Annotated in this window: 21 protein-coding genes, 1 pseudogene and 1 other annotated feature (1 of these 23 running past the window's edge); of the genes and pseudogenes, 13 read left to right on the top strand and 9 right to left on the bottom strand. The window is 36.6% G+C overall.

The genetic code is table 11. The features are described 5' to 3' along the window. Window positions 1-18: a binding site (T-box leader), on the bottom strand (it extends 203 nt beyond the left edge of the window). Between the two features lie 289 nt (window positions 19-307). After that, entirely contained in the window at window positions 308-871 is a 564-nt protein-coding gene (gene ahpC / locus NST91_RS25495) for an alkyl hydroperoxide reductase subunit C (RefSeq protein ID WP_099351424.1), read from the top strand. 12 nt (window positions 872-883) lie between these two features. Further along, window positions 884-2,464 carry an alkyl hydroperoxide reductase subunit F gene (ahpF, locus tag NST91_RS25500; protein WP_341333391.1) on the top strand — a complete coding sequence of 527 codons (1,581 nt, stop codon included), beginning with the start codon at window positions 884-886 and terminating at the stop codon, window positions 2,462-2,464. A 58-nt stretch (window positions 2,465-2,522) separates the two neighbouring features. Here ahpF and NST91_RS25505 read toward each other — a convergent pair whose 3' ends face one another. Then, window positions 2,523-2,864, bottom strand: coding sequence for a zinc ribbon domain-containing protein YjdM (locus NST91_RS25505; RefSeq protein WP_341333392.1), 342 nt, complete (start codon window positions 2,862-2,864; stop codon window positions 2,523-2,525). 82 nt (window positions 2,865-2,946) lie between these two features. After that, window positions 2,947-4,425: a multicopper oxidase family protein gene (locus NST91_RS25510; protein WP_341333393.1), complete on the bottom strand. Its 1,479-nt coding sequence runs from the start codon at window positions 4,423-4,425 to the stop codon at window positions 2,947-2,949. A gap of 259 nt (window positions 4,426-4,684) precedes the next feature. Here NST91_RS25510 and NST91_RS25515 point away from each other — a divergent pair, with 259 nt between their 5' ends. Beyond that, on the top strand, window positions 4,685-5,599 hold the full coding sequence (locus NST91_RS25515) for an EamA family transporter (RefSeq protein ID WP_341333394.1): 915 nt from the start codon (window positions 4,685-4,687) through the stop codon (window positions 5,597-5,599). Between the two features lie 69 nt (window positions 5,600-5,668). On the opposite strand, the gene NST91_RS25520 is transcribed toward NST91_RS25515, so the two are convergent. The 7 genes from NST91_RS25520 to NST91_RS25550 form a co-directional block, all read right to left on the bottom strand. After that, window positions 5,669-6,919, bottom strand: a complete 1,251-nt coding sequence (locus tag NST91_RS25520) for a nickel pincer cofactor-dependent isomerase, group 22 (protein WP_341333395.1) — start codon at window positions 6,917-6,919, stop codon at window positions 5,669-5,671. Between the two features lie 102 nt (window positions 6,920-7,021). Beyond that, window positions 7,022-8,026: a 4-hydroxythreonine-4-phosphate dehydrogenase PdxA gene (gene pdxA, locus NST91_RS25525; protein WP_341333396.1), complete on the bottom strand. Its 1,005-nt coding sequence runs from the start codon at window positions 8,024-8,026 to the stop codon at window positions 7,022-7,024. Between the two features lie 70 nt (window positions 8,027-8,096). Next, window positions 8,097-9,404, bottom strand: coding sequence for a four-carbon acid sugar kinase family protein (locus NST91_RS25530; RefSeq protein WP_341333397.1), 1,308 nt, complete (start codon window positions 9,402-9,404; stop codon window positions 8,097-8,099). A gap of 265 nt (window positions 9,405-9,669) precedes the next feature. Further along, window positions 9,670-11,442, bottom strand: a complete 1,773-nt coding sequence (locus NST91_RS25535; protein ID WP_341333398.1) for a sigma-54-dependent Fis family transcriptional regulator — start codon at window positions 11,440-11,442, stop codon at window positions 9,670-9,672. Between the two features lie 35 nt (window positions 11,443-11,477). After that, window positions 11,478-12,287, bottom strand: coding sequence for an ATP-dependent sacrificial sulfur transferase LarE (gene larE / locus NST91_RS25540; RefSeq protein WP_341333399.1), 810 nt, complete (start codon window positions 12,285-12,287; stop codon window positions 11,478-11,480). A 102-nt stretch (window positions 12,288-12,389) separates the two neighbouring features. Further along, window positions 12,390-12,614, bottom strand: a complete 225-nt coding sequence (locus tag NST91_RS25545) for a hypothetical protein (protein ID WP_341333400.1) — start codon at window positions 12,612-12,614, stop codon at window positions 12,390-12,392. A 141-nt stretch (window positions 12,615-12,755) separates the two neighbouring features. Continuing rightward, on the bottom strand, window positions 12,756-14,132 hold the full coding sequence (locus NST91_RS25550; RefSeq protein ID WP_341333401.1) for a GntP family permease: 1,377 nt from the start codon (window positions 14,130-14,132) through the stop codon (window positions 12,756-12,758). A gap of 823 nt (window positions 14,133-14,955) precedes the next feature. On the opposite strand from NST91_RS25550, the gene NST91_RS25555 reads away from it, so the two are divergent. The 10 genes and pseudogenes from NST91_RS25555 to NST91_RS25600 all read left to right on the top strand — a co-directional run bounded on the left by NST91_RS25555 (window position 14,956) and on the right by NST91_RS25600 (window position 24,303). After that, window positions 14,956-15,834, top strand: coding sequence for a LysM peptidoglycan-binding domain-containing protein (locus NST91_RS25555; protein ID WP_341333402.1), 879 nt, complete (start codon window positions 14,956-14,958; stop codon window positions 15,832-15,834). A gap of 533 nt (window positions 15,835-16,367) precedes the next feature. After that, window positions 16,368-16,814 (top strand): Lrp/AsnC family transcriptional regulator, encoded by a 447-nt coding sequence (locus NST91_RS25560; RefSeq protein WP_341333403.1) that lies wholly within the window; start codon window positions 16,368-16,370, stop codon window positions 16,812-16,814. 49 nt (window positions 16,815-16,863) lie between these two features. Then, window positions 16,864-17,712, top strand: coding sequence for a M55 family metallopeptidase (locus tag NST91_RS25565; RefSeq protein ID WP_341333404.1), 849 nt, complete (start codon window positions 16,864-16,866; stop codon window positions 17,710-17,712). A 153-nt stretch (window positions 17,713-17,865) separates the two neighbouring features. Further along, the gene (locus NST91_RS25570; RefSeq protein ID WP_341333405.1) at window positions 17,866-18,792 is read left to right on the top strand and encodes an ABC transporter permease; all 927 of its coding nucleotides are present in this window, start codon (window positions 17,866-17,868) and stop codon (window positions 18,790-18,792) included. A gap of 1 nt (window position 18,793) precedes the next feature. Continuing rightward, window positions 18,794-19,738, top strand: coding sequence for an ABC transporter permease (locus NST91_RS25575; protein ID WP_341333406.1), 945 nt, complete (start codon window positions 18,794-18,796; stop codon window positions 19,736-19,738). A 12-nt stretch (window positions 19,739-19,750) separates the two neighbouring features. Then, on the top strand, window positions 19,751-20,767 hold the full coding sequence (locus NST91_RS25580) for an ABC transporter ATP-binding protein (protein ID WP_341333407.1): 1,017 nt from the start codon (window positions 19,751-19,753) through the stop codon (window positions 20,765-20,767). After that, complete coding sequence (locus NST91_RS25585) at window positions 20,767-21,717, top strand: oligopeptide/dipeptide ABC transporter ATP-binding protein (protein WP_121448161.1); 951 nt, start codon at window positions 20,767-20,769, stop codon at window positions 21,715-21,717. Before NST91_RS25580 ends, NST91_RS25585 begins: the two co-directional genes overlap by 1 nt. A gap of 5 nt (window positions 21,718-21,722) precedes the next feature. Further along, a pseudogene (locus NST91_RS25590) lies at window positions 21,723-21,929 on the top strand (peptide ABC transporter substrate-binding protein); the annotation flags it as partial. A 146-nt stretch (window positions 21,930-22,075) separates the two neighbouring features. Continuing rightward, window positions 22,076-22,447 carry a DUF3899 domain-containing protein gene (locus tag NST91_RS25595; RefSeq protein WP_341333409.1) on the top strand — a complete coding sequence of 124 codons (372 nt, stop codon included), beginning with the start codon at window positions 22,076-22,078 and terminating at the stop codon, window positions 22,445-22,447. A gap of 59 nt (window positions 22,448-22,506) precedes the next feature. Continuing rightward, complete coding sequence (locus tag NST91_RS25600) at window positions 22,507-24,303, top strand: S9 family peptidase (protein WP_341333410.1); 1,797 nt, start codon at window positions 22,507-22,509, stop codon at window positions 24,301-24,303. The last annotated feature ends 206 nt before the right edge of the window (window positions 24,304-24,509 follow it).

Consider the following 24,509-nt stretch of genomic DNA (forward strand, 5'->3'; position numbering starts at 1 on the left):
CCCTTTCATCACTTCTTATTATTAAAATAGTTCGTAAATTGCTTTTGAATTATAGATTAGGAATATTATGAATCAAATTTACATTTGTGTCAATGGAAGTCAGCATTAATCAAGAATTACCATTTATAAAGGTACCTTCTAATACAAAATCTAATAATTGATATTTGAATATAATTTTCATAGCATTTTAATTGACATAAATAATAACATCTATATAATAATTATTATAAACAAGTATTAATTATAGATTTATTAGTCAATAATGCTAATAATCTATATTAAATATAATTAATTGGAGGAATTTATTATGTCACTTATTGGAAAACAAGTAGAACCATTCACATTACAAGCTTATAGAAATGGTGATTTCATCGAGGTTACAGAGGAAGATTTAAAAGGTCATTGGAGTATTGTTTGCTTCTACCCTGCTGACTTCACTTTCGTATGTCCTACTGAATTAGAAGACTTACAAGAGCAATACCCAGCATTACAAGATCTTGGTGTTGAAGTATTCTCTGCTTCTAGAGATTCTCATTTCACTCACAAAGCATGGCATGATTCTTCTGAAGCAATTGGTAAAATTACTTATACAATGATCGGTGACCCTGCTCACGTACTTTCTCGTCAATTTGATGTATTAGTTGAAGAACTTGGACAAGCTGACCGTGGTACTTTCATCATTGATCCAGATGGTGTAATCCAAGCTGTTGAAATCAATGCAGACGGTATTGGCCGTGATGCAAGCACACTTATTAATAAAATTAAAGCTGCACAATATGTACGTAACAACCCTGGTGAGGTTTGCCCTGCTAAGTGGAAAGAAGGAGAAGCAACACTTAAGCCAAGCCTAGACCTAGTAGGAAAAATCTAAGGAGTGCTTTAAATGATACTAGATGCTGATATAAAGCAACAATTAGCTCAATATCTTCAACTTTTAGAAAGTGACGTCCTACTCAAAGTAAGCGTGGGATCTGATAATGTCTCAAAAGATATGCAGGCTCTTGTTGATGAGTTGGCAGAGATGTCTTCTAAAATTAAGGTTGAGTATGTTCAGTTAAAAAGAACACCTAGCTTTAGCATCAATCGTATCGGCGAGGATTCTGGTATAACATTCGCTGGAATCCCTCTTGGACATGAATTTACTTCATTTGTGTTGGCTCTTTTACAAGTAAGCGGAAGAGCTCCGAAGGTTGATCAGAAGCTAATTGACCAAATAAAAGCAATTAAAGGTGAATACCACTTTGAAACTTACGTAAGCTTAAGTTGCCACAACTGCCCTGATGTTGTACAAGCTCTTAACGTGATGAGTGTTCTCAACCCTGGCATCACACATACAATGATTGATGGTGCTGCCTTTAAAGAAGAAGTTGAAAGTAAGGATATCATGGCTGTTCCAACTGCTTTCCTCAATGGAGAAGTATTTGGTAATGGACGTATGTCATTAGAAGAAATTCTTTCAAAAGTTGGAAGCGCACCTGATGCATCAGAATTTGCTAATAAAGATCCGTTTGATGTTCTTGTTATTGGTGGCGGGCCAGCAGGTAGCAGTGCAGCTGTATATGCAGCGCGTAAAGGTATTCGCACAGGTATTGTTGCTGAACGCTTTGGCGGACAAATTATGGATACACTTGGCATTGAGAACTTTATTAGTGTTAAGTACACAGAAGGCCCTAAGCTTGCAGCAAGTCTCGAAGAACATGTAAAAGAATATAATGTTGATATAATGAACCTACAGCGTGCGAAACGCATTGAAAAGAAAGACTTAGTTGAGATTGAATTGGAAAACGGTGCTGTTTTAAAAAGTAAAACCGTTATTCTTTCAACTGGTGCTCGTTGGCGTAATGTTAATGTACCAGGGGAAGCTGAGTTCAAAAACAAAGGTGTAGCATACTGTCCACATTGTGATGGTCCATTATTTGCCGGCAAAGACGTAGCCGTTATTGGTGGCGGTAACTCTGGAGTTGAAGCTGCAATTGATCTTGCTGGTATTGTTAAGCATGTAACAGTTGTTGAATTTAATTCTGAACTCAAAGCCGACACCGTGCTTCAAGATCGTCTTTTCAGTCTTCCAAACGTAACGGTTATCAAGAACGCACAAACTAAAGAAATTACGGGCACTGACAAAGTAAATGGTCTTACTTATGTTGACCGTGAATCTGGTGAAGAAAAGCATATTGAATTACAAGGTGTATTTGTTCAAATTGGTCTTGTACCAAACACTGATTGGCTTGGTGACACAATCGAACGTAACCGAATGGGTGAGATTGTTGTTGATAACCACGGTGCAACAAATATCCCTGGTGTCTTTGCTGCTGGTGACTGTACAAACAGCCCTTATAAGCAAATCATCATTTCAATGGGCTCAGGTGCAACTGCATCATTAAGTGCATTTGACTACCTAATCCGAAACAATTGGGATACAACTACTGATGATTCTGGTCAAAAGACCCTTGTTCACCAGTAATCCTTTTCAATAGTAAAAGTCGCTATTAACCTAACTGGTTAATAGCGACTTTTTTACTTTATATCTTCTTAACAAATTCTGACTTTAATTTCATCGCACCAAATCCATCAATTTTGCAATCAATATCATGGTCTCCTTCGACTAAGCGAATGTTTTTTACTTTTGTCCCCTGTTTTAGTACAGAAGAGCTCCCTTTTACCTTCAAATCTTTAATAACGGTAACAGTATCTCCATCCACCAATACATTCCCGTTTGCATCTTTGATGACTCTTTCACCTTCATTGTTATCCTCTTCTTGATTCAATGGCCATTCATAAGCACATTCTGGGCATACTAGTAACGCTCCATCCTCATACGTATACTCTGAATTACATTTTGGACAATTAGGCAAATTACTCATTTTTTCCTCCTATTAAGGTTTATTATTTGAAATTACTTATCTTGATTATATCCTTAAAAAACAATTATGTTTTTCTATATCTTTAATGATGACCCTGATGTTCTCCACTCGTACCATTATTAGGAAGCGTTGTTGGCACCTCCGATTCAGTACCGGGTTCGACTAATAAGAATTGCCCCATCATGCCGTCATCTTCATGTCGCAATAAATGGCAGTGATACATGAACGGGAAATTAGGGTCAGCGTGTTTACCAAATTCCACAACAATTCTCACCTTTGAACCATTAGGGATAAAAACAGTATCTTTTCTTCCTCGCTCATACTCTGAAGGTGGCTTATCATTGATGTCTAGGACTCGAAATGCAGCATTATGAATATGAAAATTATGCGACCATCCAAAGTTGTTGATCTCCCATATTTCTGTTGCTCCTGCTGGAACAACCTCGTCAATACGATACATATCCATTAACTTGTCATTAATCTTATTCTCCATTGTAAGTTTGAACTGACGAACTCTAGCATCTTTTGGTGCCTCTATTGGTGGTACGCTTGAAAGTTGCCCCGTAACTGGAGCTGACTCTTCTATTTCAGAGGCTGCTACTATCTTTACCAAATCAAATTCACCATTATCTAAACCAGTATTCCCACTAAAACTATGGAGAACCGTCTCCTCACCCGGCTCAAATTCTACAACGATTTCTGCACGTTCACCAGGACTTAACATAAATCGCTCCAGGGTCACTGGCTCTTCTAAGAGGCCAGCATCGTTCCCTACAAGTTTGAAAGCTCTCCCATCGCTAAAGCCAAAATTATAGGCTCTTGCATTCGAACCATTGAGCAATCGAAAACGAACCTGACTCGTTTTAACTTCAAGATAGGGGTCATACGTTCCATTCACAAGTATTTCATCACCAAGGGTGCCAAATACTCCCTCTTCGTCCTCAGTTAATTGTCCCTCATTCGTAAACAACTTATCTTGGATAATGAGTGGAATATCATCTACTCCATATTCCGAAGGGAGTTTTTTTGAATCCTCATCATCGATGATGAACATGCCTGCAAGTCCTTTATATACATGCTGGGCTGTCTTCCCATGTAAGTGAGGATGGTACCACGTGGTAGCAGATGGTTGATCAATCGTCCAATGGGGAGTCCAAGTTTCCCCAGCATCAACCATTTGGTGTGGACCTCCGTCCATTTTGGCTGGCAATCTCATTCCATGCCAGTGTAGAGTTGATGGCTCGTTCAAACTATTTACAACATTAAAAGAAACCTTGTCCCCACGAGAAACTCTAATCGTTGGACCTAAATAGGCACCATTAATCCCCCAAGTATCCGCAATCTTACCTGGCAACAATTCTGTCTCTCCCGATTGCATAGTCAATGTAAAGTTTTTTGTACCATCGGATTCTATTGTAGGCTCAATAAGCGGTGGAAGTTTTAATGGCTGATCAAAGTCTAGTTTTCCCACATTTGTAACAATATCTTCCTTACCACAACCAGCTAAACTAATCATAAGTAACATACTAAAAAGTAAAAAAAATCTATTATGTGTTCTCAATTTTTCCCCTAACTTTCTCTCTTACCCATACGGTAGTTTAATATATACCTTGTTTCTAGCCTATTTTACTATCGTTTTTTCTTTATCCATGGTGAATCATGGTTTTGTCATAAAATTGACATATTTATTCCCCGCATTTTATAATTCACCAAACGAACCCTATCTTTTTATCAAGATAATGGAAGCCTCCATTAGGCATCTAGTTTCCCCTTTTATGATACAATAGTTTAATAGTATTTAGCTTCATGGAGGTTTCATAATGAAAGTAAATAAGGGCATATTGTTTGTATTATTGGGTGCTGGATGTTATGGCTTTACACCCGTTTTTGCGAAATTAGGGTTTAGCTACGGCTATTCGCTAGGCCAAATCAATATTGTTCAAATGCTGATTTCCTCGTTTTTATTATGGTCTATCACTCTAATTAAACGACCTAGCTTTAAAGGACTTACGAAGAACAATCTTCCTTTAATCATGATAACTGGATGTTTTACCGGATTAACTAGTATTTTTTATTATGGGGCAATGCAATATCTACCTGCTTCATTGGCCATTATTTTAATGTTTCAATTCATTTGGATTGGAATTCTTTTAGAATGGATTTTCAGCAAAGTGAAACCCGCTCCTATCACTGTTTTGTCCATCCTTTTAATATTAATCGGCGTCTTTTTTGCTTCCAATATAATAAATGGCGACATCCAAGGGCTACCTCTTAAAGGTTTCCTCTTTGGTATTTTATCTGCATTTACGTATGCAGGATTTATTTTTTTCAGTGGAAAAGTTGCTGTAGATGTAGACCCGTTGGCTCGTACTTCATTAATGGCAACCGGGTCAACCATTTTAATCCTGATCATATTCATACGCGATATTCCATCTGTTTTTCCTTTAGAGACGAACTTAGTAGCAACAGCCGTTGGTGTATCCTTATTTGGTGCAGTCTTTCCTCCATTATTTTTCGCGGTGGGAGCACCATTGGTATCTGGCGGTATTGCCAATATCTTAACATCCATTGAATTACCCATCGCCATCCTATCAGCTAGTATTATTTTGTCCGAAACAGTCACACCACTTCAATGGGTTGGTACAGCCATTATATTAGCAGCGATTGCGTTGAATGAACTTGGTGGTAAACTATTTAAAGTTCGAAAGCATAATAAAGAAGTTATATATCGATAAAAACAAACAGCCCCTTTAGTAGGAGCTGTTTGTTTTTCAATATAAAGTCCAAGTTTTCTAAAAGGCTTGTTACATAGGTAAGAAATAACCCTTTTCGTCAAACTTCATTTCATGTAGGTCCTCTAATACTTCAATGTTTTCTTTATCTTTTAATTCATTAAAAATAGCTTCGGATACATATAATTCTCCGATATGAAGTGTATTTGGAATCCTTGCAATTCTAGCCTTTTCCGGTGATACACCCCAATTCGCGCGGAGTGCCGCTTTAAGAGCTTCTTGGTCATTATCCAAAATAATGGGGATACTTGCTCGAGCTAAAAACGTACTTGTAATTACATTTTCATTCATTGCTTGATAATCAATTTTTTCAAATAAGCGCTTTGTAGTTAAGTCAGCTAAGCCAATTCCCAACGCATTTCCATGGCTCGCCTCACTTAAATTTGAAGCAATGACATATTTAATGCTCGGCTTTTGTGGTTCTTCAACTCCAAGCACCCGGATACGCCCAATAATATTGGTATCCATTCCAGTCCCACTATAGTTTTTCCCAATCTCGTCAACGACTAAAATATCCATATTTTCGACTGGAAGGCTAGGCATCAATGCAAATGCCTCTTTCAATAATTCTCTTTCACGCTCTTCTACTCGATCTTTTTCGATAGCCTCGATGATAGCTGTTTCTTCATGAGCGTTTTCAACAATAGCTATACCAAATAAAGTATTTGAATTAGCGATAGCCACTTTGCCGACCTCAGGCATCATTTCGCTAATTCCTTTAATACCATGTGTATGTAAAGCTAAGGCTTGTTTATGTTTTCCCATTCCAATTGACGCCATTTTCAATACGCCACTCTCAACTTTGTTTTTAAAATCCGTATGAGGCTTAACTCGCCCCATAACGATAATGCCATCTGCCTGATACGCGTTCTTATCAATGTAAACAGGGATTCCGTCTGAAGTTTTGCCCACTTCAACTACATCCATGGATGAACGTATTTCACATCCTGTTGATTCCTCAGTGACACCTAGTCCCTCAAGAACCTCAATTTGTCCTTCCGCAGTAGCTCCACCGTGACTTCCCATTGCTGGAATGATAAATGGAGATGCCCCTCTTTTTTTAATTTCATCTGCTACACTTTTAACGATTAAAGGAATATTGGCGATACCTCTACTTCCCACGGTAATCGCAATTTCCATACCCGGTTTAATTTTTTCATCCGCATGTACATGAAGAAATTGCTCAACAATTGCTCCTGGGATATCATTTATACTTTCCGTTTGGAATTTCTGACGTATCTTTGCAACTTTTGGTAAAGTCATCATCCTTGTCTCCTTTACAGAAATACTACTTGTTGAAAAAAATGATTTGTATACAAAGTCAGCAAGAGATCTGTTTTTGACCTCTTGCTTGGTATTCTCATATTACGCTTTTTTCTTTGGAGCTAATTCAACTGCCATACGTAGCGCTTCTTTTAATGATTGCTCGTCCGCAATATTTTTACCAGCAATATCAAAAGCAGTTCCGTGGTCAACACTTGTACGAATGGTTGGAAGACCTACTGTAATATTCACTCCAGCCTCTAGACCTAACACTTTAATTGGACCATGACCTTGATCGTGATATTGTGCAACAACAATATCAAAGTCTCCACGTCTTGCTCTAAAGAATAATGTATCGGCTGGAAGTGGACCTTGAACATTTATTCCTTCTGCTTGTGCTTTTTCAATAGCTGGAACAATCTTTTCTTCTTCCTCACCATGACCAAATAGTCCATTTTCACCTGCATGTGGGTTAATTCCACAAACAGCGATTCGAGGAGATTCAATTCCTGCCTTTTGTAATGTTTCATGTGCAAGTTTGATAACCGTATATTGACGTTCAGCATTTATCTTATGAATTGCATCAAGAAGTCCAATGTGTGTTGTTACATGAATGACTCTTAACGCTGGTGCAGAGAGCATCATAGCAAAATCCTTTGTATTTGTTAATTCTGCTAAAATCTCTGTATGGCCCGGGTAAATATGCCCTGCTTTATGAAGTGCTTCTTTATTTAAAGGTGCTGTACAAATCCCTTGAATTTTGCCTTCATTTGCGTATTGAATAGCTCTTTCTAAATAACGGAAAGCCGCATTTCCAGCTTCTGGCGAAACTTGTCCCCATGGTAAATCTTCAGAAACTAAATCAAGGTCGATAATATCAATCGTACCATATTGTGACTTTGCTTCTTCTGGATTGGTAATGCTATTTAATTCAAGATTGATATTTGTTACGTTTAAAGCTCTTTTTAAAATTTTCAAGTCACCTACAACAAATGGACTGCAGTTATCGTAAATATTTTTGTCATTCAAAGATTTTACGATAATTTCAGGTCCGACACCAGAAGGGTCTCCCATTGTAATCGCGATACTTGGTTTATAGCTAGTCATATATAATTCCTCCTGTAAATATCTCTTATTTGAATAAGCAAAATGTCAGTTATAATTTCTATATTAGTACTCATTGAGTACGTATACTTAATTCAGTTACCTTTTGAAGAGCCTTAGAAAGTGCTTGTTCGGTTCCAAACGCACCCGCTTTGGTGACAAGTGGAATGCCATCATATAATCCTCCAAAGAGTTTGCCATACGGTATACCAGGCTCTACTTCACCAATGACTCGAATCCCTTCACCTTGTAACTCTTTACATGTAGCACCTGCAATATCTCCACCTGTTAAAACGGCACCGCAAATTTTCTTACTCTCGATTAATTGACCAGCAATTTCTCCCATTGCATGGGCTATTGTATTCCCAACATCGAAGTTTGATAAACCAAGTTCACGTTGTAAATCCTTTACTTTCCTTATTACTTCCTGGTCTCGGTTCGTCGTTACTACTAAGTCGCCTTTATCTAGCAATGCTTTACTTTCTTTCACAATACGATCAATTTCAAGTTTTCTCCTATCCTCAAAAAAGAATTCTTCAGGAGAAATAACAATTTCTGCTACATCATTTTTTTCTTTAAGGACCTGAATTTGTTGCTGAGTAATAGAATTTACACTACCCGCAACCACTAATACAGGATCCCGGTCACAAACCTTAGTTGTATTTATAACCTCTTCCTGGGTTTCTTCAAAGAAGATGTGTGAAGCAATTCCTGCGGATCCCACCCAGAGATATTTCTCTTTTAAAGCTTGTGCTGCTTTAACGATAATTTCAAGTTCCTCATCCGTCGTTGCATCGATAATGATGATTTTTGAAGTATCACTCAAGGATAATTCCTTCATTAGATTAGATAAGTGGTCGATTCCTTTTCTAACATGAGAGATTGTAATTAGCTCAACATCTCTCTTACTTTGTTTCTGTACCAATTTTGGCAGATAACTTTCATTTACTGGGCTGGCAGGGTCTTTCGCCATTTCAGCTTTCTCTAATAAAACTCCGTTTACAAAATGTTCTCCATTAATAGTCGCGCGATTACTTTTTGGAAAAGCTGGAACTACAAATGAAATCTTATAGTGAAAAGCATCCATTACTGCATCAATTTCCGGACCAATGTTTCCCCTCATCGTTGAATCTATCTTCTTAAAAACATTAGAAACACCTAATTGCTTCAATTGTGCCGATAGATCATAAACGATGTCATAGGACTTACCAGCCTCTATTGCTCGACTATCTGAATTTAAAACAATGACATCTTCAGTAAGATGTGACGGTTGTAATTGTGTATATGAAAATAGCACTGTTGTGTTTAAACCCTGTTTTGCAAATTGAACTCCCGTGTCGTTTGCACCCGTTAAATCATCTGCGATTACCGCTAGTTTCACCTACATCCCGCCCCCTTTACTACTTAGTTTGTATAATTTAGCTTTTTTTATTTGTTTCGAAACAAGTGTCACATTACATGTAAAACTGCTCTTTTTTATTACTCAGCATCTTTTTCATGCGGTATTTTTAAACAAATACCTAAAAACGCTTACACTTATCATAAAACAATATGTTGCATTTAGCAATAGAATTCATGACATTTATTCTTATTTTTATAATATGTTGCATTTTACATCAATTTGAAACAAAAGAAAGGCACAAGCTTTATTTTAGCTTGCGCCATAATGTGGAACGGTTAATCCCTAATCGCTTAGCTGCTTTCGATTGGTTCAACCCTTCTTCTTCTAGTACTTTTTTGATCACTTGTTTTTCTATATCTTCTAATGTACCAGTTATATCAATCTGTACGAATAGGTCATCTTTCTTCTCTTTTTGGTCTATTCGTTCCAAAAGTGCCTCAACTTCTTCTTTTTCAATATAGTAAGAGTGTGATTGTAGAAATAATTGTTCGATTACTTGTTTAAGTTGTTCGATATTTCCCGGCCAATCGTATTTTATAATCTCATCCATAGCTTCCTGACGAATCCCTATGACTCCATTTCCATACTTCGGATGTAATTCAGTAATAAATAGATGAACTAAATCCTCAATATCCTCCATACGTTCCCGGATTGGTGGTATATGGATTGATAGTTGCGCCAAGGCATTATATAACTCTTGATGGAAAGAACCACTTTTCACCTTTTCACCTATATTTTCATCGGAGGATACGATCCATTTTAGCTTTTTACCATTACCATTAATATAAACTTGATAGAGTTCCTTTTGAACATATGGGTTTAATTTATGGATGTTTCTTAAAAAAACAACACCATCTGATAATGTAAGAAAAAAGCCTTCATTGATTTCTTTAAGTTGTTCCGAAGTTAATTGTTCACAATTTAAAAGAATAAATGGTTCACTTTGTGACCTTCTATTTTGATAAATCGATTGAGCTGCTACTGATTTCCCAGTCCCCTCTTCACCTGAAATCCAAACAGTATCATCCTTTTTACTGTATTGCTCAATTTTCTTCAAGACATTTTTAATCTGTTCGCTCTTTCCTGAAAAAGGAGAAAAGGTTGAATCTGGGGTATGAATTTCGATTGCATTTACGTTCATCCCTTCTCCTTGGTTAGCAGATTCATTAGGGAGATTATTTTCTATAAATAGAACAATATGATTTTCGTTTGGACAAGCTGTTAATTTCCAAAATGAGTCATTTATGTGTATTGTTTTTGAAATTTTTTGACCAGTAATAACTATTTCTTGTATTAAATTTCTTATTGTATCTGAATTCTTTACCTTTACCCAATTAAAATCTTGATTGAACCGTTCATTGCTGTAAATGACCTCTTCATCTTTGTTAAGAACTCCTATTGCTTGTTCGCTACAACTTAGAATGGTTTTATAAAAAGAAACATCCTGTTGTAATTGAGAAAAGACACGGTAGGCTCTTCTTGTTTCTTCTAATGCGTCAATAATGGCCTCTTTGCCTGACGTAATTAGAACCCCGGTTAAACCTAACTCTTTAGCAACTTGGACCGTAACCACATCACCTATGACCACTTCATAACCTTGCTTTTTTAGATTTGTTAACATTTCTTTTACTTCTATTTCTTTTGTAATCGTTAACGTTTTAATATCAAAATCCAGGAGTTTACATATTGTACCGGCGCCCTGTGTAATATTGGAGAAGCCTACAATCGCGGCTTTTCGCGAAAATCCTTTAACCATCGTTAAAATACGCAATACATCATAGCCAGAAACTTGAATATCAATCACCGGTATTGAGACAGCCTCCTGAATTAAGGAAGCTGTCCCCCCACGACTTATAATGACATGGTAACCGTCTTTTTCAGCCTCTTTTGCAATGGCTACTCCTTCATGCAAGTTCCCTAGTTCAATCTGGAACTCAATATCATTAACATCTTGTGTGACTTCTTTCATTATTTCATATAATCCCTCGTAAGGGACAATTGCCAATGCCTTAATCATTTCTCCATCACCTTTGGCTTGATTTAACCATCTTATTATTCGTTACTTTTTGCTAACACCTTGTTCATACTTCCGCTTATGTACCCTTGTAAGTCAAGAGTGACATATTTATAACCGAATACCTGTAGGTTTTCGATAATTTCTTGATGATTGGCTAATATGCGTTCCATGTCTTGAGGCTCTACCTCAATTCTAGCAATATCCTCATGTGTTCGAACGCGTACTTGCTTAATACCCAACCCTTTAATGTATTCCTCTGATCTTTCAACTTTTGTTAACTTTTCCTGTGTTATTTTTTCACCATAAGCAATTCTTGATGATAAACATGCAAACGAAGGCTTTTCCCAGGTTGGTAAATCTAATTGCTTTGAAAGTTCACGTATTTCTTCCTTAAAAAGATTCGCTTCTTGAAGTGGGCCACGTACACCATGTTCTTTGGCCGCTCGTACTCCAGGACGGTGTTCACTCATATCATCTGCAATTAAACCATAGACAACGTTCTTAAATCCTTTTTCACGCATGATTGGGACGATTTCCTCGAATAACCCATTCTTACAAAAGTAACAACGGTTCCTATCATTTTCCGCATAACCTGGAATGCTCAGTTCAGAAGTTTCAATCACTTGATGTGTCGCACCGATCTCTTTGGCAAGCCTCTTCGCTTCCTCTAATTCACTGGATGGATATGTTTCGGAATCAGCCGTAACCGCTAAAACCTTCTCTGCTCCCAAAACGTCAATGGCTACTTTTAGCAAAAATGTACTATCTACTCCACCAGAAAAAGCAACCACTACATTTTCCATCTCACTCAATATTTCCTTAAGTCGTTCATACTTTTCTCGCATTCTGTATTCCACCTATATAATAAATTTAGTAGTAAACAAGTGATACTTAATAGATTATAGTGTATTAAATCTAAACAACTTTGCATTTTGCAACACTTTTCATTATAAGCGATTTTTGACCAAAGTTAAAGAATCTACTAAAGCGATTTCATTTATGGCATAAATTGCATGGGCAACCCAATATAATTCCTCGTTAGCTTTTATCGTAAGGCTGTTTTTTGCAAACTTTGTTGTTTTTATATCGTTGACTTCCGCTTCACGCTTTTCCCGCTGACATTGAATTTGCTTCATTGAAATAACCCACGCACGAAGAAAATGTGAATACATTTTCGAGGAGTCGCCACCTTACGCTCCAATCAACTAGTTTTGCCTTTATTATCAGAAAGCAACAATCTTTTAGAAAAGAGCCTATCGTAAAGAAAAAGAGCCCTATAATTGAGCTCTTTTTCGGTTCTTTACTTTATGAACTTAAATAAACATATTAGCAATTAAGATAAGAATTAATCCTGTGAACCACATAAGAGTTGTCGGTACTGACCAAACCAAGATTTGCTCTTTTACATTTTTAATACCTAGCATACGGTTAACTACCCAGAAGAAGCTATCGTTAAAGTAAGAGAAAATAAGTGATCCTAATGCAGCAGCTTGAGCAGCAAGTGCCATGTTCACATCTAATTGAGCCAAAATTGGCGCTGAAATAGATGCTGCAGTTATCATCGCTACTGTTCCACTACCTTGGACTAAACGAACCATACTAGCTACAAAGAAAGGAATTAGGACTGCTGGTAGCGGTAAGTCCGCTATTTGTTGAGCAATGTAATCTCCTGTGCCACTTGTACGCAATACATTTCCTAACGCTCCACCTGCACCTGTTACTAGTAAGATAATACCCGCATCTTGAATACCTTTTTCCATTTCTTCAAGCGTTGTATTACGACTTAGTTTACCTGCTAATGCATAAATTGCTGTGATTAAACCAAGTCCAACTGCTATGATTGGTTGACCTAAGAAATTAAAAATTCCATAAATACCTTCAGTTAATTCTAAGGCTGATAAAGTTGTATTGATAAAAATAAGGATAATCGGAATTAAAATTGGTAAAAACGATCTTGCAAATGACGGAAGTTCTTTTGATCTTTCATTTACAATTTCCAATAACTCTGGGTAAGTCATTTCTGTTTCAGGTCTAACATATCCAGATTCTGATTCTTCACTTGGGAGTTGATAAATCTTCTTACCAAGCCATTTCGCATATAAAACCCCTACAATCATTAGAGGTATACCAAATCCAAGACCTAAAGCGATCATTAGACCAATGTCTACTCCGAAAATCCCTGCAACACCTAATGGACCTGGAGTTGGAGGTACAATGGAGTGTGTAAGCACAAGTCCAACCGCTAATGATACACCAATCGCTATAACTGATTTACCTGTTTTCTTTGAAAGTGTCTTTACTAATGGATTTAAAATAACGAAAGCTGAGTCAACAAAAATCGGAATGGAAATAATATAACCCGCTATTGCCATTGCCCACTCTTCTTTTTTCTTACCAACAAATTTAATTAATGAATAGGCTAATGTTTCGGCAGCACCTGTTATTTCAAGAATACGACCCATCATAACACCTAATCCAATTACAATACCTACTGAAGCTAATGTACTCCCGAATCCTGCTGAGATAGCTCCAGCAACATCACCAGGAACCATTCCTCCAACAAGTCCAGCGATTGAAGCTCCTATTATAAGCGCTAGAAATGCGTGAATTTTTGTTTTTAATACAAGTAAGATTAATACGATTACCCCGAGTATTAGCCCGGAAACCATTTGGATGCCTGACGGTTCCATTTTATTACTTCCCCCTTAATTTGAAGATGTGCTTTTTATTTGAATTGAAATAATGGATGGATGAGATACCAGCTTTCATTTTTTGTAAAGGTCTGTTAGAATATACCGATTATTACCGCTTACTAAATTTCTTATTTACAAGTATACGGTTACATTTATTTACATCGGTATAAATAAGACTATTACACTTGAGCTAATCAATAGATGATCTTGTAAATAAAACTTTCTATTTAAGGACAATGATTTCGATAATATTGTGTACAATTCCACTAGCATCTACTATCCATCCCCAAGAAAGAACTGCAAGTGCTTACATATGGACGATAAAAATAAGTGGCAGGAACCACTAGAATATTAGTCCTATATTTAGGTAAAATTGCAACACATTTTTTAAAGTTTTATCTAAAAGCTAAATTGGTCGCCCAAGAAATGTTGCGTATCGCATCATTACTTGTTCTTTAACAGATTCTATACTGTTCTAATAAACTTGTCAAGTAGACAATAACCGATAATTTGTTCATTTTTACAACAATATACTCATTCTGCTTACAAACATCTAGATATAGCAAACTAAGTGTTGCATCATTGTTAAACTTTGCTACACGCAATATGAACCGGTACTTATTTCCTATTCTGAAATAACAGAAGATGCTCTTACATATTTAAGAAAACCATATATTTCAACCATTAGTATGTAAGAAATATTCTTGCAATATAATTGCCACAGTTGAAACCAAATTATTACCTCCCTGTTCTTTTTCTACAGATTTTCTATGATACGATTATTGAAAATTAGCAACCAAAGAATATGGAGGGTAATTAAATGCTAAAAAAAATGGTAGCGATCTTAACAGGTACTGTACTCTCAGTAACAGTAAGTGCTAATGTACATGCTTCAATGATTACAGTACAAAAAGGAGATACCCTTTGGGATCTATCACGCGCACAAAATACATCCGTTAAAAATACTAAAATGTTGAATCATCTTTCAACTGACCTCATTCACCCTGGGGATGAACTATTTATTGCACCAGAAAAACAATATACGGTTAAGAAAGGCGACACATTATGGGACATCGCCATTCAACATCAGGTAAAGGTTTCACAATTAAAGGAATGGAACCAATTACATAGTGATCTTATCCATCCTGGATTAAATCTAGTAATCTTTGAAGGTGCAAAAACAGTTGCAGCAGCTGTTGGAGAAAAGCCAGTACAATCAGTTACAGGAACAACAAAAGAAACTACAAGCACAGTTACAACTGATAAAAAGACAATTAAGAGCACCCCTGTAGCGCCAGCGGCAACTACAGAAAAGCAAAAAGAAAGTGCACCTGTAGCACCCGCTACTGAAAAACCAAAAGAAAACTCAACTAAAGAACAACAAGCAGCATCAACAACGAATACAAGTCAGAAGGAAATAACTGTAACTGCTACAGCATACACCGCTACATGTGATGGATGTTCGGGTATTACATCTACTGGAATTAACTTAATGGAAAATCCAGATGCAAAGGTAATCTCTGTTGACCCATCTGTCATTCCACTTGGCAGCAAAGTTCATGTAGAAGGCTATGGAGAAGCAATTGCAGGAGACACTGGTGGAGCAATTAAAGGAAATAAAATTGATATATTTATTCCATCCAAACAAGATGCCATTAATTACGGTGTTCAACAAGTAAAAGTAACAATTTTAGACTAAGAAGTTATCTAACGATAAAGACCCTACAAAACATTAGACTTAGTGTTTTGTAGGGTCCCTTTTATTTTTTTGGAAAACGGCTTACTTATATTATATAGTAGATAATCGTCATTCTATTATCCATTCATTTTTAGTACCCACGATACTTCCTCTTTGTTGAATCACTTTTTGATTCTAAAGAAGCACCTAGCCTATTTACCGTTCAACTACTTATAAAGCACATAAAAGTTTCGACAATTTACCCTCCTTTCCAAAAACTATTCTAATAAAAAGTACCTGTTCGAAAGTGAAGTATATAGTCCTTATCATTTCAAAACTCCGGAAACATGAGCATTACTAATACATAACGAAAAAATTTCTTCCTAATTAACAAAATTATAATTGATTTCTGAAAACTATTTCTATATAATTGCAACTAATTCCTTATTTAGATAATAAACTATATTTAAAGTATTTTAAATTGGTAGTGAAAATTAAATTATTATCCTTTTGTGATAGTCGTTTAGAAAAAAGTACTGAAAGGGGGAGATTAATTGCATTATGAATTAGATGAACTGGACAGTGGCATTATTCGACATTTATCAGTTGATGGGAGAATGTCGTTTAAAGACCTTGCCTGCAAATTAAATGTAACAGAAAAGACAGTAAGGCTTCGTTACAAAAGCTTAATCGAAAAAGAAATATTGAACGTAGTCGGTATTGTTGATCCACTTACTGTTGGAATTAAGGCTGGAGCCATTATTTTAATTAAGGTTCATCCTAAGTCTATTGAAACTGTTGTAAAGGACTTACAGGAAATTAAATGGATTCGCTATATTTCATTAATTTCAGGCGAATATCAACTTCTTATACAAATAGCGGTTAAAGATCAAAAGAAAATCACAGATACTATCATTCTTTTAAATGACAACGAAAAAATATTGGAAATTAATTCCATGGTACAGCTTGATGTATATAAAAATACATTTGAATTTATCTAATGACAAGTTTTTTAACATCTTAATTCTAATGAAAAAGGGAGAGAGTTTGATGAAAATATTTATTTCTGCTGATATGGAGGGTATTTCTGGTGTTGCTACCAATCAACAATTAAAAACCCCGAGTGAGTATCAACGCTTTCGTAAACTAATGACAGCTGATGTAAATGCTGCAATCGAAGGGGCATTTAATGGTGGTGCTACAGAGGTAGTCGTAGCTGATGGGCACGGTAATATGTCCAATATTATTATAGAAGAATTAGATTCTAGAGCTCGACTAGTATCAGGTAGCAATAGAGTGATGTGCCAACTTGAAGGTCTTAATGAAACATTTAGCGGTATTATGTTTGTTGGTCATCACGGACGTGAAGCTGGGTCTGATGTAACAGTAATTAGTCATACATTGGCTGGTATTTGTGTTAAGGAAATGAAAATTAATGGCAAGGTTGTTGGGGAAACAGAAATGAATACAATGGTTGCAGGTTCTTTTGGTGTCCCGGCTATTTTCATTAGTGGAGACGACGCGTATGTAAAAGAAGTGAAAGAAACCTTGCCTAACGTAGAAGGGGCAGTAACCAAAAGGGCTGTTGATCGTTTTTCTGCAGAACTTCTACATCCTGAAGTAGCGCAAACTATCATTCGTGAGAAAGCAGAAAAAGCTGTTGAACGTATTGGAGAGTTTACACCTACTAAAGTGAATGGCCCCATTACATTTGAAATTGATTTTAAAGGCCCACAACAAGCTAAAATGACAACAACTCTTCCTACTGTTGAACTTATTAGTCCAACAAAGATTCGCTTCACTTGTGATGACATGGTGACAGCATACAAACATATGTGGGGTTGTGTCATTATTGCAATGACAGCTACAAACGGTGTGCTAGGTAGTGTAAATTCATAACTTTTCAATCTATAAAAAAGTAAAAACTTAAACCCATTTTTTTGTGTTAAGCTCCTGCGCCTGTCCCTCCCTCTACAATCTTGTAAGAAATTCATAGGTTGTGAGGCAGAGGAATGTGCATAAGCTTTTCATATTCTGGAGGTGTTTTGTTACATGTATATAGTTAAACGATTCTTTACCATGTTACTTACGATTTGGATAATAGCTTCTCTAACTTTCATAATAATGAAATTTATCCCTGGTGATCCATTTGCGTCTGACTCTAATGCACTACCACCAGAAGTGTTAGAAAATATGCGAGCAAAGTTTAATTTAGATGAACCATTACCAGTTCAATATGCTCTCTATTTGAAGAATCTCGTAATGCTAGATTTAGGTCCTTCCATTCAATCGGAAACTCGTACAGTAAACCAGATTATTTCGGACGGATTCTCCGCATCTGCAATTCTCGGTCTTCAGTCCATTATTATTGCACTTGTAATTGGACTAATGTTAGGGATTGTTGCTGCCTTAAACCATAATCGATTCTTGGATTATACATCGATGATTATTGCCATAATCGGTATATCAGTACCTAGTTTCATATTAGCACCATTTTTAATTAAATATTTTGCAGTTGAATGGGGACTTCTCCCTGTTGCTTCTTGGGGTACATGGCAGCATACCATACTTCCTTCATTAGCATTAGCAACAACACCTTTAGCTGTTATCGCTAGATTTATGAGGTCTAGTATGCTTGAAGTCATGAACCAAAACTATATAAAAACGGCAAACGCTAAGGGGTTATCAACAACGAATTTAGTTTTAAAACATGGAATACGAAATGCAATATTACCTGTTGTATCTTTTATTGGTCCTTTATTTGTTTCATTAATCACAGGTACATTCGTAATTGAAAAAATATTTGCAATACCGGGAATTGGCCGTTACTTCGTAGATAGTATTTTTAATCGTGATTATCCGGTAATCATGGGTACAACAGTATTCTTTAGTACGATTCTTGTTGTGACTCTTTTTGTGATTGATATTTCATATCGTCTCATTGATCCTAGAATTAAGTTATCAAGTAAGGGGGATTAACATGATAGAAAAAAGCGTAGATCATTCCCTATTTCGTCCGGCAGATCCAAAAAAACTAAAGGCTGATCCAATACAACGACCAAGTCTGAGTGTTTGGAAAGAAACAGTATTAAGTATTCTTAAAAATAAGCTTGCTATATTTGGTCTTGCTCTATTAGTTGTAATCATGTTTTTCGCTATTTTTGGACCGATGATGGCACCATACTCGGCTTCCGATCAAGACTTAACGAAAACAAACCTGGCTCCTTCTGGTGAACATTGGTTTGGAACAGATGATTTAGGTCGTGACATGTGGGTTAGAACATGGATGGGTGCTCGAATATCCCTAACCATTGGTCTTGTTGCAGCCGTAATTGATTTATTCTTAGGGGTTGTAATCGGGGGAATCTCTGGTTATATGGCAGGTCGCGGAAAGCTAGGAGATCGAATTGATAGTGGACTAATGAGAATAGTAGAAATTCTTTATGGAATCCCATACCTGTTAGTCGTTATTCTATTGATGGTGATAATGGAACCTGGGGTAACCACCATAATAATTGCACTATGTGTAACGGGGTGGGTCGGGATGGCCAGAATTATACGTGGACAAGTTCTGCAATTAAAATCACAAGAATACGTATTGGCAGCACAAAAACTTGGTACTTCACATGCAAAAATAATTTCCCGACATTTAGTACCAAATATGATGGGGATTATCATCGTCAATTTAACATTTTCCATTCCAAGTGCAATCTTTGCTGAAGCATTTTTAAGTTTCCTAGGACTGGGAGTACAAGCTCCATTCGCAAGCTGGGGTACCATGGCAAATGATGCATTAGGGGTTATTTTAAGTGGACAGTGGTGGCGTTTATTTTTCCCTGCAGTGTTAATCTCATTAACAATGTTTGCATTTAATGCATTTGGTGATGGATTACAAGATGCTCTTGATCCAAGATCTCGAGATTAGGAGGTTTTTTGATTGGCCCATTTATTAGAAGTTAAGAATTTAGAAGTTAATTTTAAAACGTATGGAGGAGAAGTCAAAGCTGTACGTGACGTATCCTTCCATGTAAATAAAGGTGAAATACTTGCAATAGTCGGTGAAAGTGGTAGTGGTAAAAGTGTTACGGTTCAATCTATTATGGGATTGATTCCAACTCCTCCGGGTATTATTAGAGGCGGTACCATTCACTTTCACGATAAAGATATTCTAAAGATGTCCAAAAAAGAAATGCGAAAAATTAAAGGTTCAAAAATTAGTATGGTTTTCCAAGATCCGATGACATCCTTAAATCCTACCATGCGCATTGGGAAGCAAATCGAAGAAGTGCTTATCCTTCACCAAGGATTGTCTAAAGATGATGCAAAAAAACGAGCGATTGAAATGATTAAACTCGTTGGTATTCCAAACCCCGAAGAGCGATATAATCAATTTCCACATGAATTCAGTGGAGGTATGAGGCAAAGAGCGATGATTGCAATTGCCTTATCGTGTAATCCGGAGTTGTTAATTGCAGACGAACCTACAACGGCACTTGATGTAACGATTCAGGCACAAGTCCTTGAACTAATGAAGGATTTACAAAGCAAATTAGACACTTCTATTATTCTAATAACACACGACCTTGGTGTAGTTGCTGAAACTGCACAACGTGTAATTGTAATGTATGCAGGGATGATGGTCGAAAGCGGAACTGTCTTTGACCTATTTGAAAATCCAAAACACCCTTATACATGGGGTTTACTTGAATCCATACCAAAAGTTGAGGATGGAGAGAAAAAACCATTGGTTCCAATTGAGGGATCACCACCAGATCTTTTTTCTCCTCCAAAAGGATGTCCATTTGCTCCCCGTTGTAAATTTGCAATGGACATTTGCTTAGAGGAAATTCCACCAGATTTTGAAATAGATCAGGGACATACAGCAAAATGCTGGTTGAACGACCCTAGGGCTCCAAAGGTAGAAGATTTAGTTGCAGCAGGGAGTGAGGAATAATGTCGGAACATATTCTTGAAGTTCAACAGCTTTCAAAGTATTTTCATATCAATAAAAATCAGACTGTGAAATCGGTAGACGATATATCTATCTCCATCAAAAAAGGGGAAACATTTGGCCTTGTAGGCGAAAGTGGTAGTGGAAAGTCCACCTTAGGAAAAACAATCGTTGGGTTACAGGCACCGACATCTGGAAATATCATCTACAATGGCAAAGATGTAGAAAAATTAGACAAGTCTACCAAAAAAGTAATTAACCGTGAACTGCAAATAATTTTCCAAGACCCACATGCATCTCTTAACCCTAGGATGCAAGTTGGGGACATCATCGCAGAAGGTATGGATGCTTATAAGCTGGCTAAAGGACAAGAACGTCAAAATCGCATCTATGAATTACTTGAAAGAGTAGGACTAAGACCAGAACACGCAAAACGCTACCCACATGAATTTAGTGGTGGTCAGCGACAACGTATAGGCATTGCTAGAGCACTTGCCGTTAAACCGAAGTTTATCGTTGCCGATGAACCTATTTCTGCCTTAGATGTGTCCATCCAAGCACAGGTTATTAATTTGCTAGATGATTTAAAGAAAGAGGAAGAATTAACGTATTTGTTTATCGCCCATGACCTAGGCATGGTAAAACATATAAGTGATCGAATCGGCGTAATGTACTTAGGTAAAATGATGGAAATGAGTGAAAGTGACGAACTTTTTAAAAATCCATTACATCCTTACACACAGGCACTGTTATCAGCTATTCCTAACCCAAATCCACGAGCGGATAAAAGAGAGCGTATTGTTCTTCAAGGTGATCCACCAAGTCCGGTAAACCCGCCAAGTGGGTGTCGTTTTAGAACAAGATGCCCACATGCAATGGACATTTGCTCTCAAAAAGCGCCAGAGTGGAAAGAGATTCAAAAAGATCATTGGACAGCTTGTCACTTGTATTAACTAATCAATTATCCAACCAGGAGTGGGGAACTTATTTAGATACAACCCAACCTAAAAAAAATGATCAAATGGCTCGCATGGGCTGGATTGGTATCTTTGTTAATCCAGTTGTAATGCTTGACTACTATTTGGGTGATAGCCCGAATAACCAAACAGGATGGGGAATTGAAGATTTTGATAGTCTCTTGATGCAAGCAAAAGTAGAACAAGATCTAGCCACGATGCTAAAAAAGTATAAATGAATGATTTACCATTTATTCTGTTAAAATGGGCTAAAAGGGTTTCTGAAGTATTATAAACAGGCAGGGTGAGCCATTTGTTTGACTCCTCTGCCCTGTTAAATAAGGGGCTTAAGAAGATGAAAAAAGTTATTTTTCCGATGTTTATTATCCTTTTCTGGATCGGGACAATTGCATTTCTGCATTTATCTTTACTTGAATGGATAAATGTAACATTCCTGATCGGACTGATTTCAGGTTTGATAGCTACATCCGTTAAGATAATTCATAGCGGATTTTTACACCTTTTTATGTCTGGTTTTAAGAAGTTAAATATGACCATGATGCCAAAGTCTAGGTCATTACAACAAGTGGATGAAGAATTAGAAAGTAATGAAGACATCATTCAGTTTAAGCATAACCTTTCTATGATGGTTTATAAGGTAACATTACAGTTTTCAATTTTGACTATATCTCTTTCTGTTATTGGGCTATTTGTATTTTACAACTAAAACAAATAGTCTTTTTTGTATACTAGTCCATTCAAAAATAAAGATTGGGGGAATTAGAAGTGGAAATCACACTTGAATCAAAATTACATAGTTATTTAAACGCAGTTTCTGCTTATAAACCTACTGTTATTCCAAATCAAAATACAGTTACATTTTTAACTAAGAAAACCGGCATACCTCAAGTATGGAAGTGGAGCAAAGATACTTCAACGATTGAACAATACACGGATTTAGAAGATCGTATTTTATCCGTCTATCATTCACCGTCTGGTGATAAAACAGTCGTTGGAATGGATTCAAAAGGGAATGAAAAACAACAGTTTTATCTCCTAAAAGAGGAGGGTAAGATTGTTGAAGAACTAGTGGTCTCTCCTTCCCATTTCCATTACTTTGGAGGTTGGTCTCCTGATGGTAGTAAAATTGCCTATTCAAGCAATAGAAGGCATCCAGGATCATTTGACGTATTCATTATGGATGTCGAAACAAAACAGGAATCTGTTGTATTTGAGTATGATGGAAACTGTACACCTCTAGTATGGCTTAAAAATGAAGAACAGTTAGTTATCAGCATACAAGATACGAACATAGATACTTCTTTATATGTTCTAGATATACATACTGGGGAAAGAAATAGAATTGGATTTGAAGGAACTCATGCAAGATACCAATCTCTCATACTAACAAAGGATGGTAAAAGCGGCTTCGTATTATCTGATGCTTTCAATGACACTTTAGATATTTACCAATTCTGGTGGGATAAGCCTACTGCACCGAAAAAGTTATTCTCAGTTGATAAATGGGATGTTGAAGAGATAGCATTGTCACCCAATGAAGAAAAGCTAGTGTATACGGTCAACGAAGGCGGGATTTATTCACTTACGATATTTGATTTGATTACAGGTATACATGAACAAATAACAGGCATTCCAAACGGCATTTTGGACTCTCTTTCCTGGCTAGATGACGAAAACCTGATTTTCAGCTTAAATAGTCCAACCCTTCCTGGGGATATTTGGAGAGCCTCCATTGACAAAAGTAAAGTAGAAAGACTTACATTTGTAGGACGTTCAGAAAGCGTCGAAAACCTATGGCTAGAGCCTGAACTATGTACATTTTCCTCCTTTGATGGGTTAGAGGTTCCATATTTTATCTATGGGAAAAAGGAACAGTCGCAGCCCCTTGTCATATATGTCCATGGTGGTCCGGAATATCAAATTAAAGCCGAGTTTAATCCTGTTATCCAATTTTTAGCAGGACAAGGATTTGCCGTAGTAGCACCAAATGTCCGTGGTAGTATGGGATATGGAAGAAAATATGTACAATTGGATGACGGACGAAAGCGTATGGATGCTGTTGCTGATCTCGCTTGGCTTGTTAAGGATCTGATTACAAACAGGTCTGTTGATAAAAATAGAATCGGAATTATGGGAAGAAGCTATGGGGGCTTTATGGTTCTTGCGGCTTTAACACACTATCCTGATATTTGGGCAGCAGGCGTGGACATTGTTGGGATTTCTCATTTTAAAACCTTTCTTGAAAATACTGGATCATGGCGTCGAAAATTGCGTGAGTGTGAATACGGAACCCTGGACAAGGACATGGATTTCTTTGAAGAAATAGCTCCATTAAATCATACTAAGAATATATCTGTTCCGTTACTAATCTTCCATGGTCGTAATGATACCAGGGTACCGGTAAGTGAGGCGGAGCAACTTTACTCTGATTTACGCTCTCAAGGTAAACAAGCCGAACTGATCATTTTCGAGGATGAAGGGCATCAAACAGAAAAGATTGAAAACCATATTAAAATGAATTCAATGATTGTTAGCTTCATGAATCAATATTTAACAAGGTAAATTTCCTAAAGAGAAATGTAAATCGAACATTTCTCTGCTTTTCTTTTGTAGCATTTTTATTTTTTTACCATTGGTTAATTTTTGTTCGCATTAATATATTTTTTATTCTCCTTTTTAAAAATTATTATTGATTTCTGAAAATTATTTTTATATAATGACTATTATCAATTCCTATTTTAGGTATGAAAAAGTTTTCTAAATATTGA

The sequence above is a fragment of the Ferdinandcohnia sp. FSL W7-1320 genome, from assembly GCF_038050315.1.
Lineage (GTDB): Bacteria > Bacillota > Bacilli > Bacillales > Bacillaceae_L > Ferdinandcohnia > Ferdinandcohnia aciditolerans.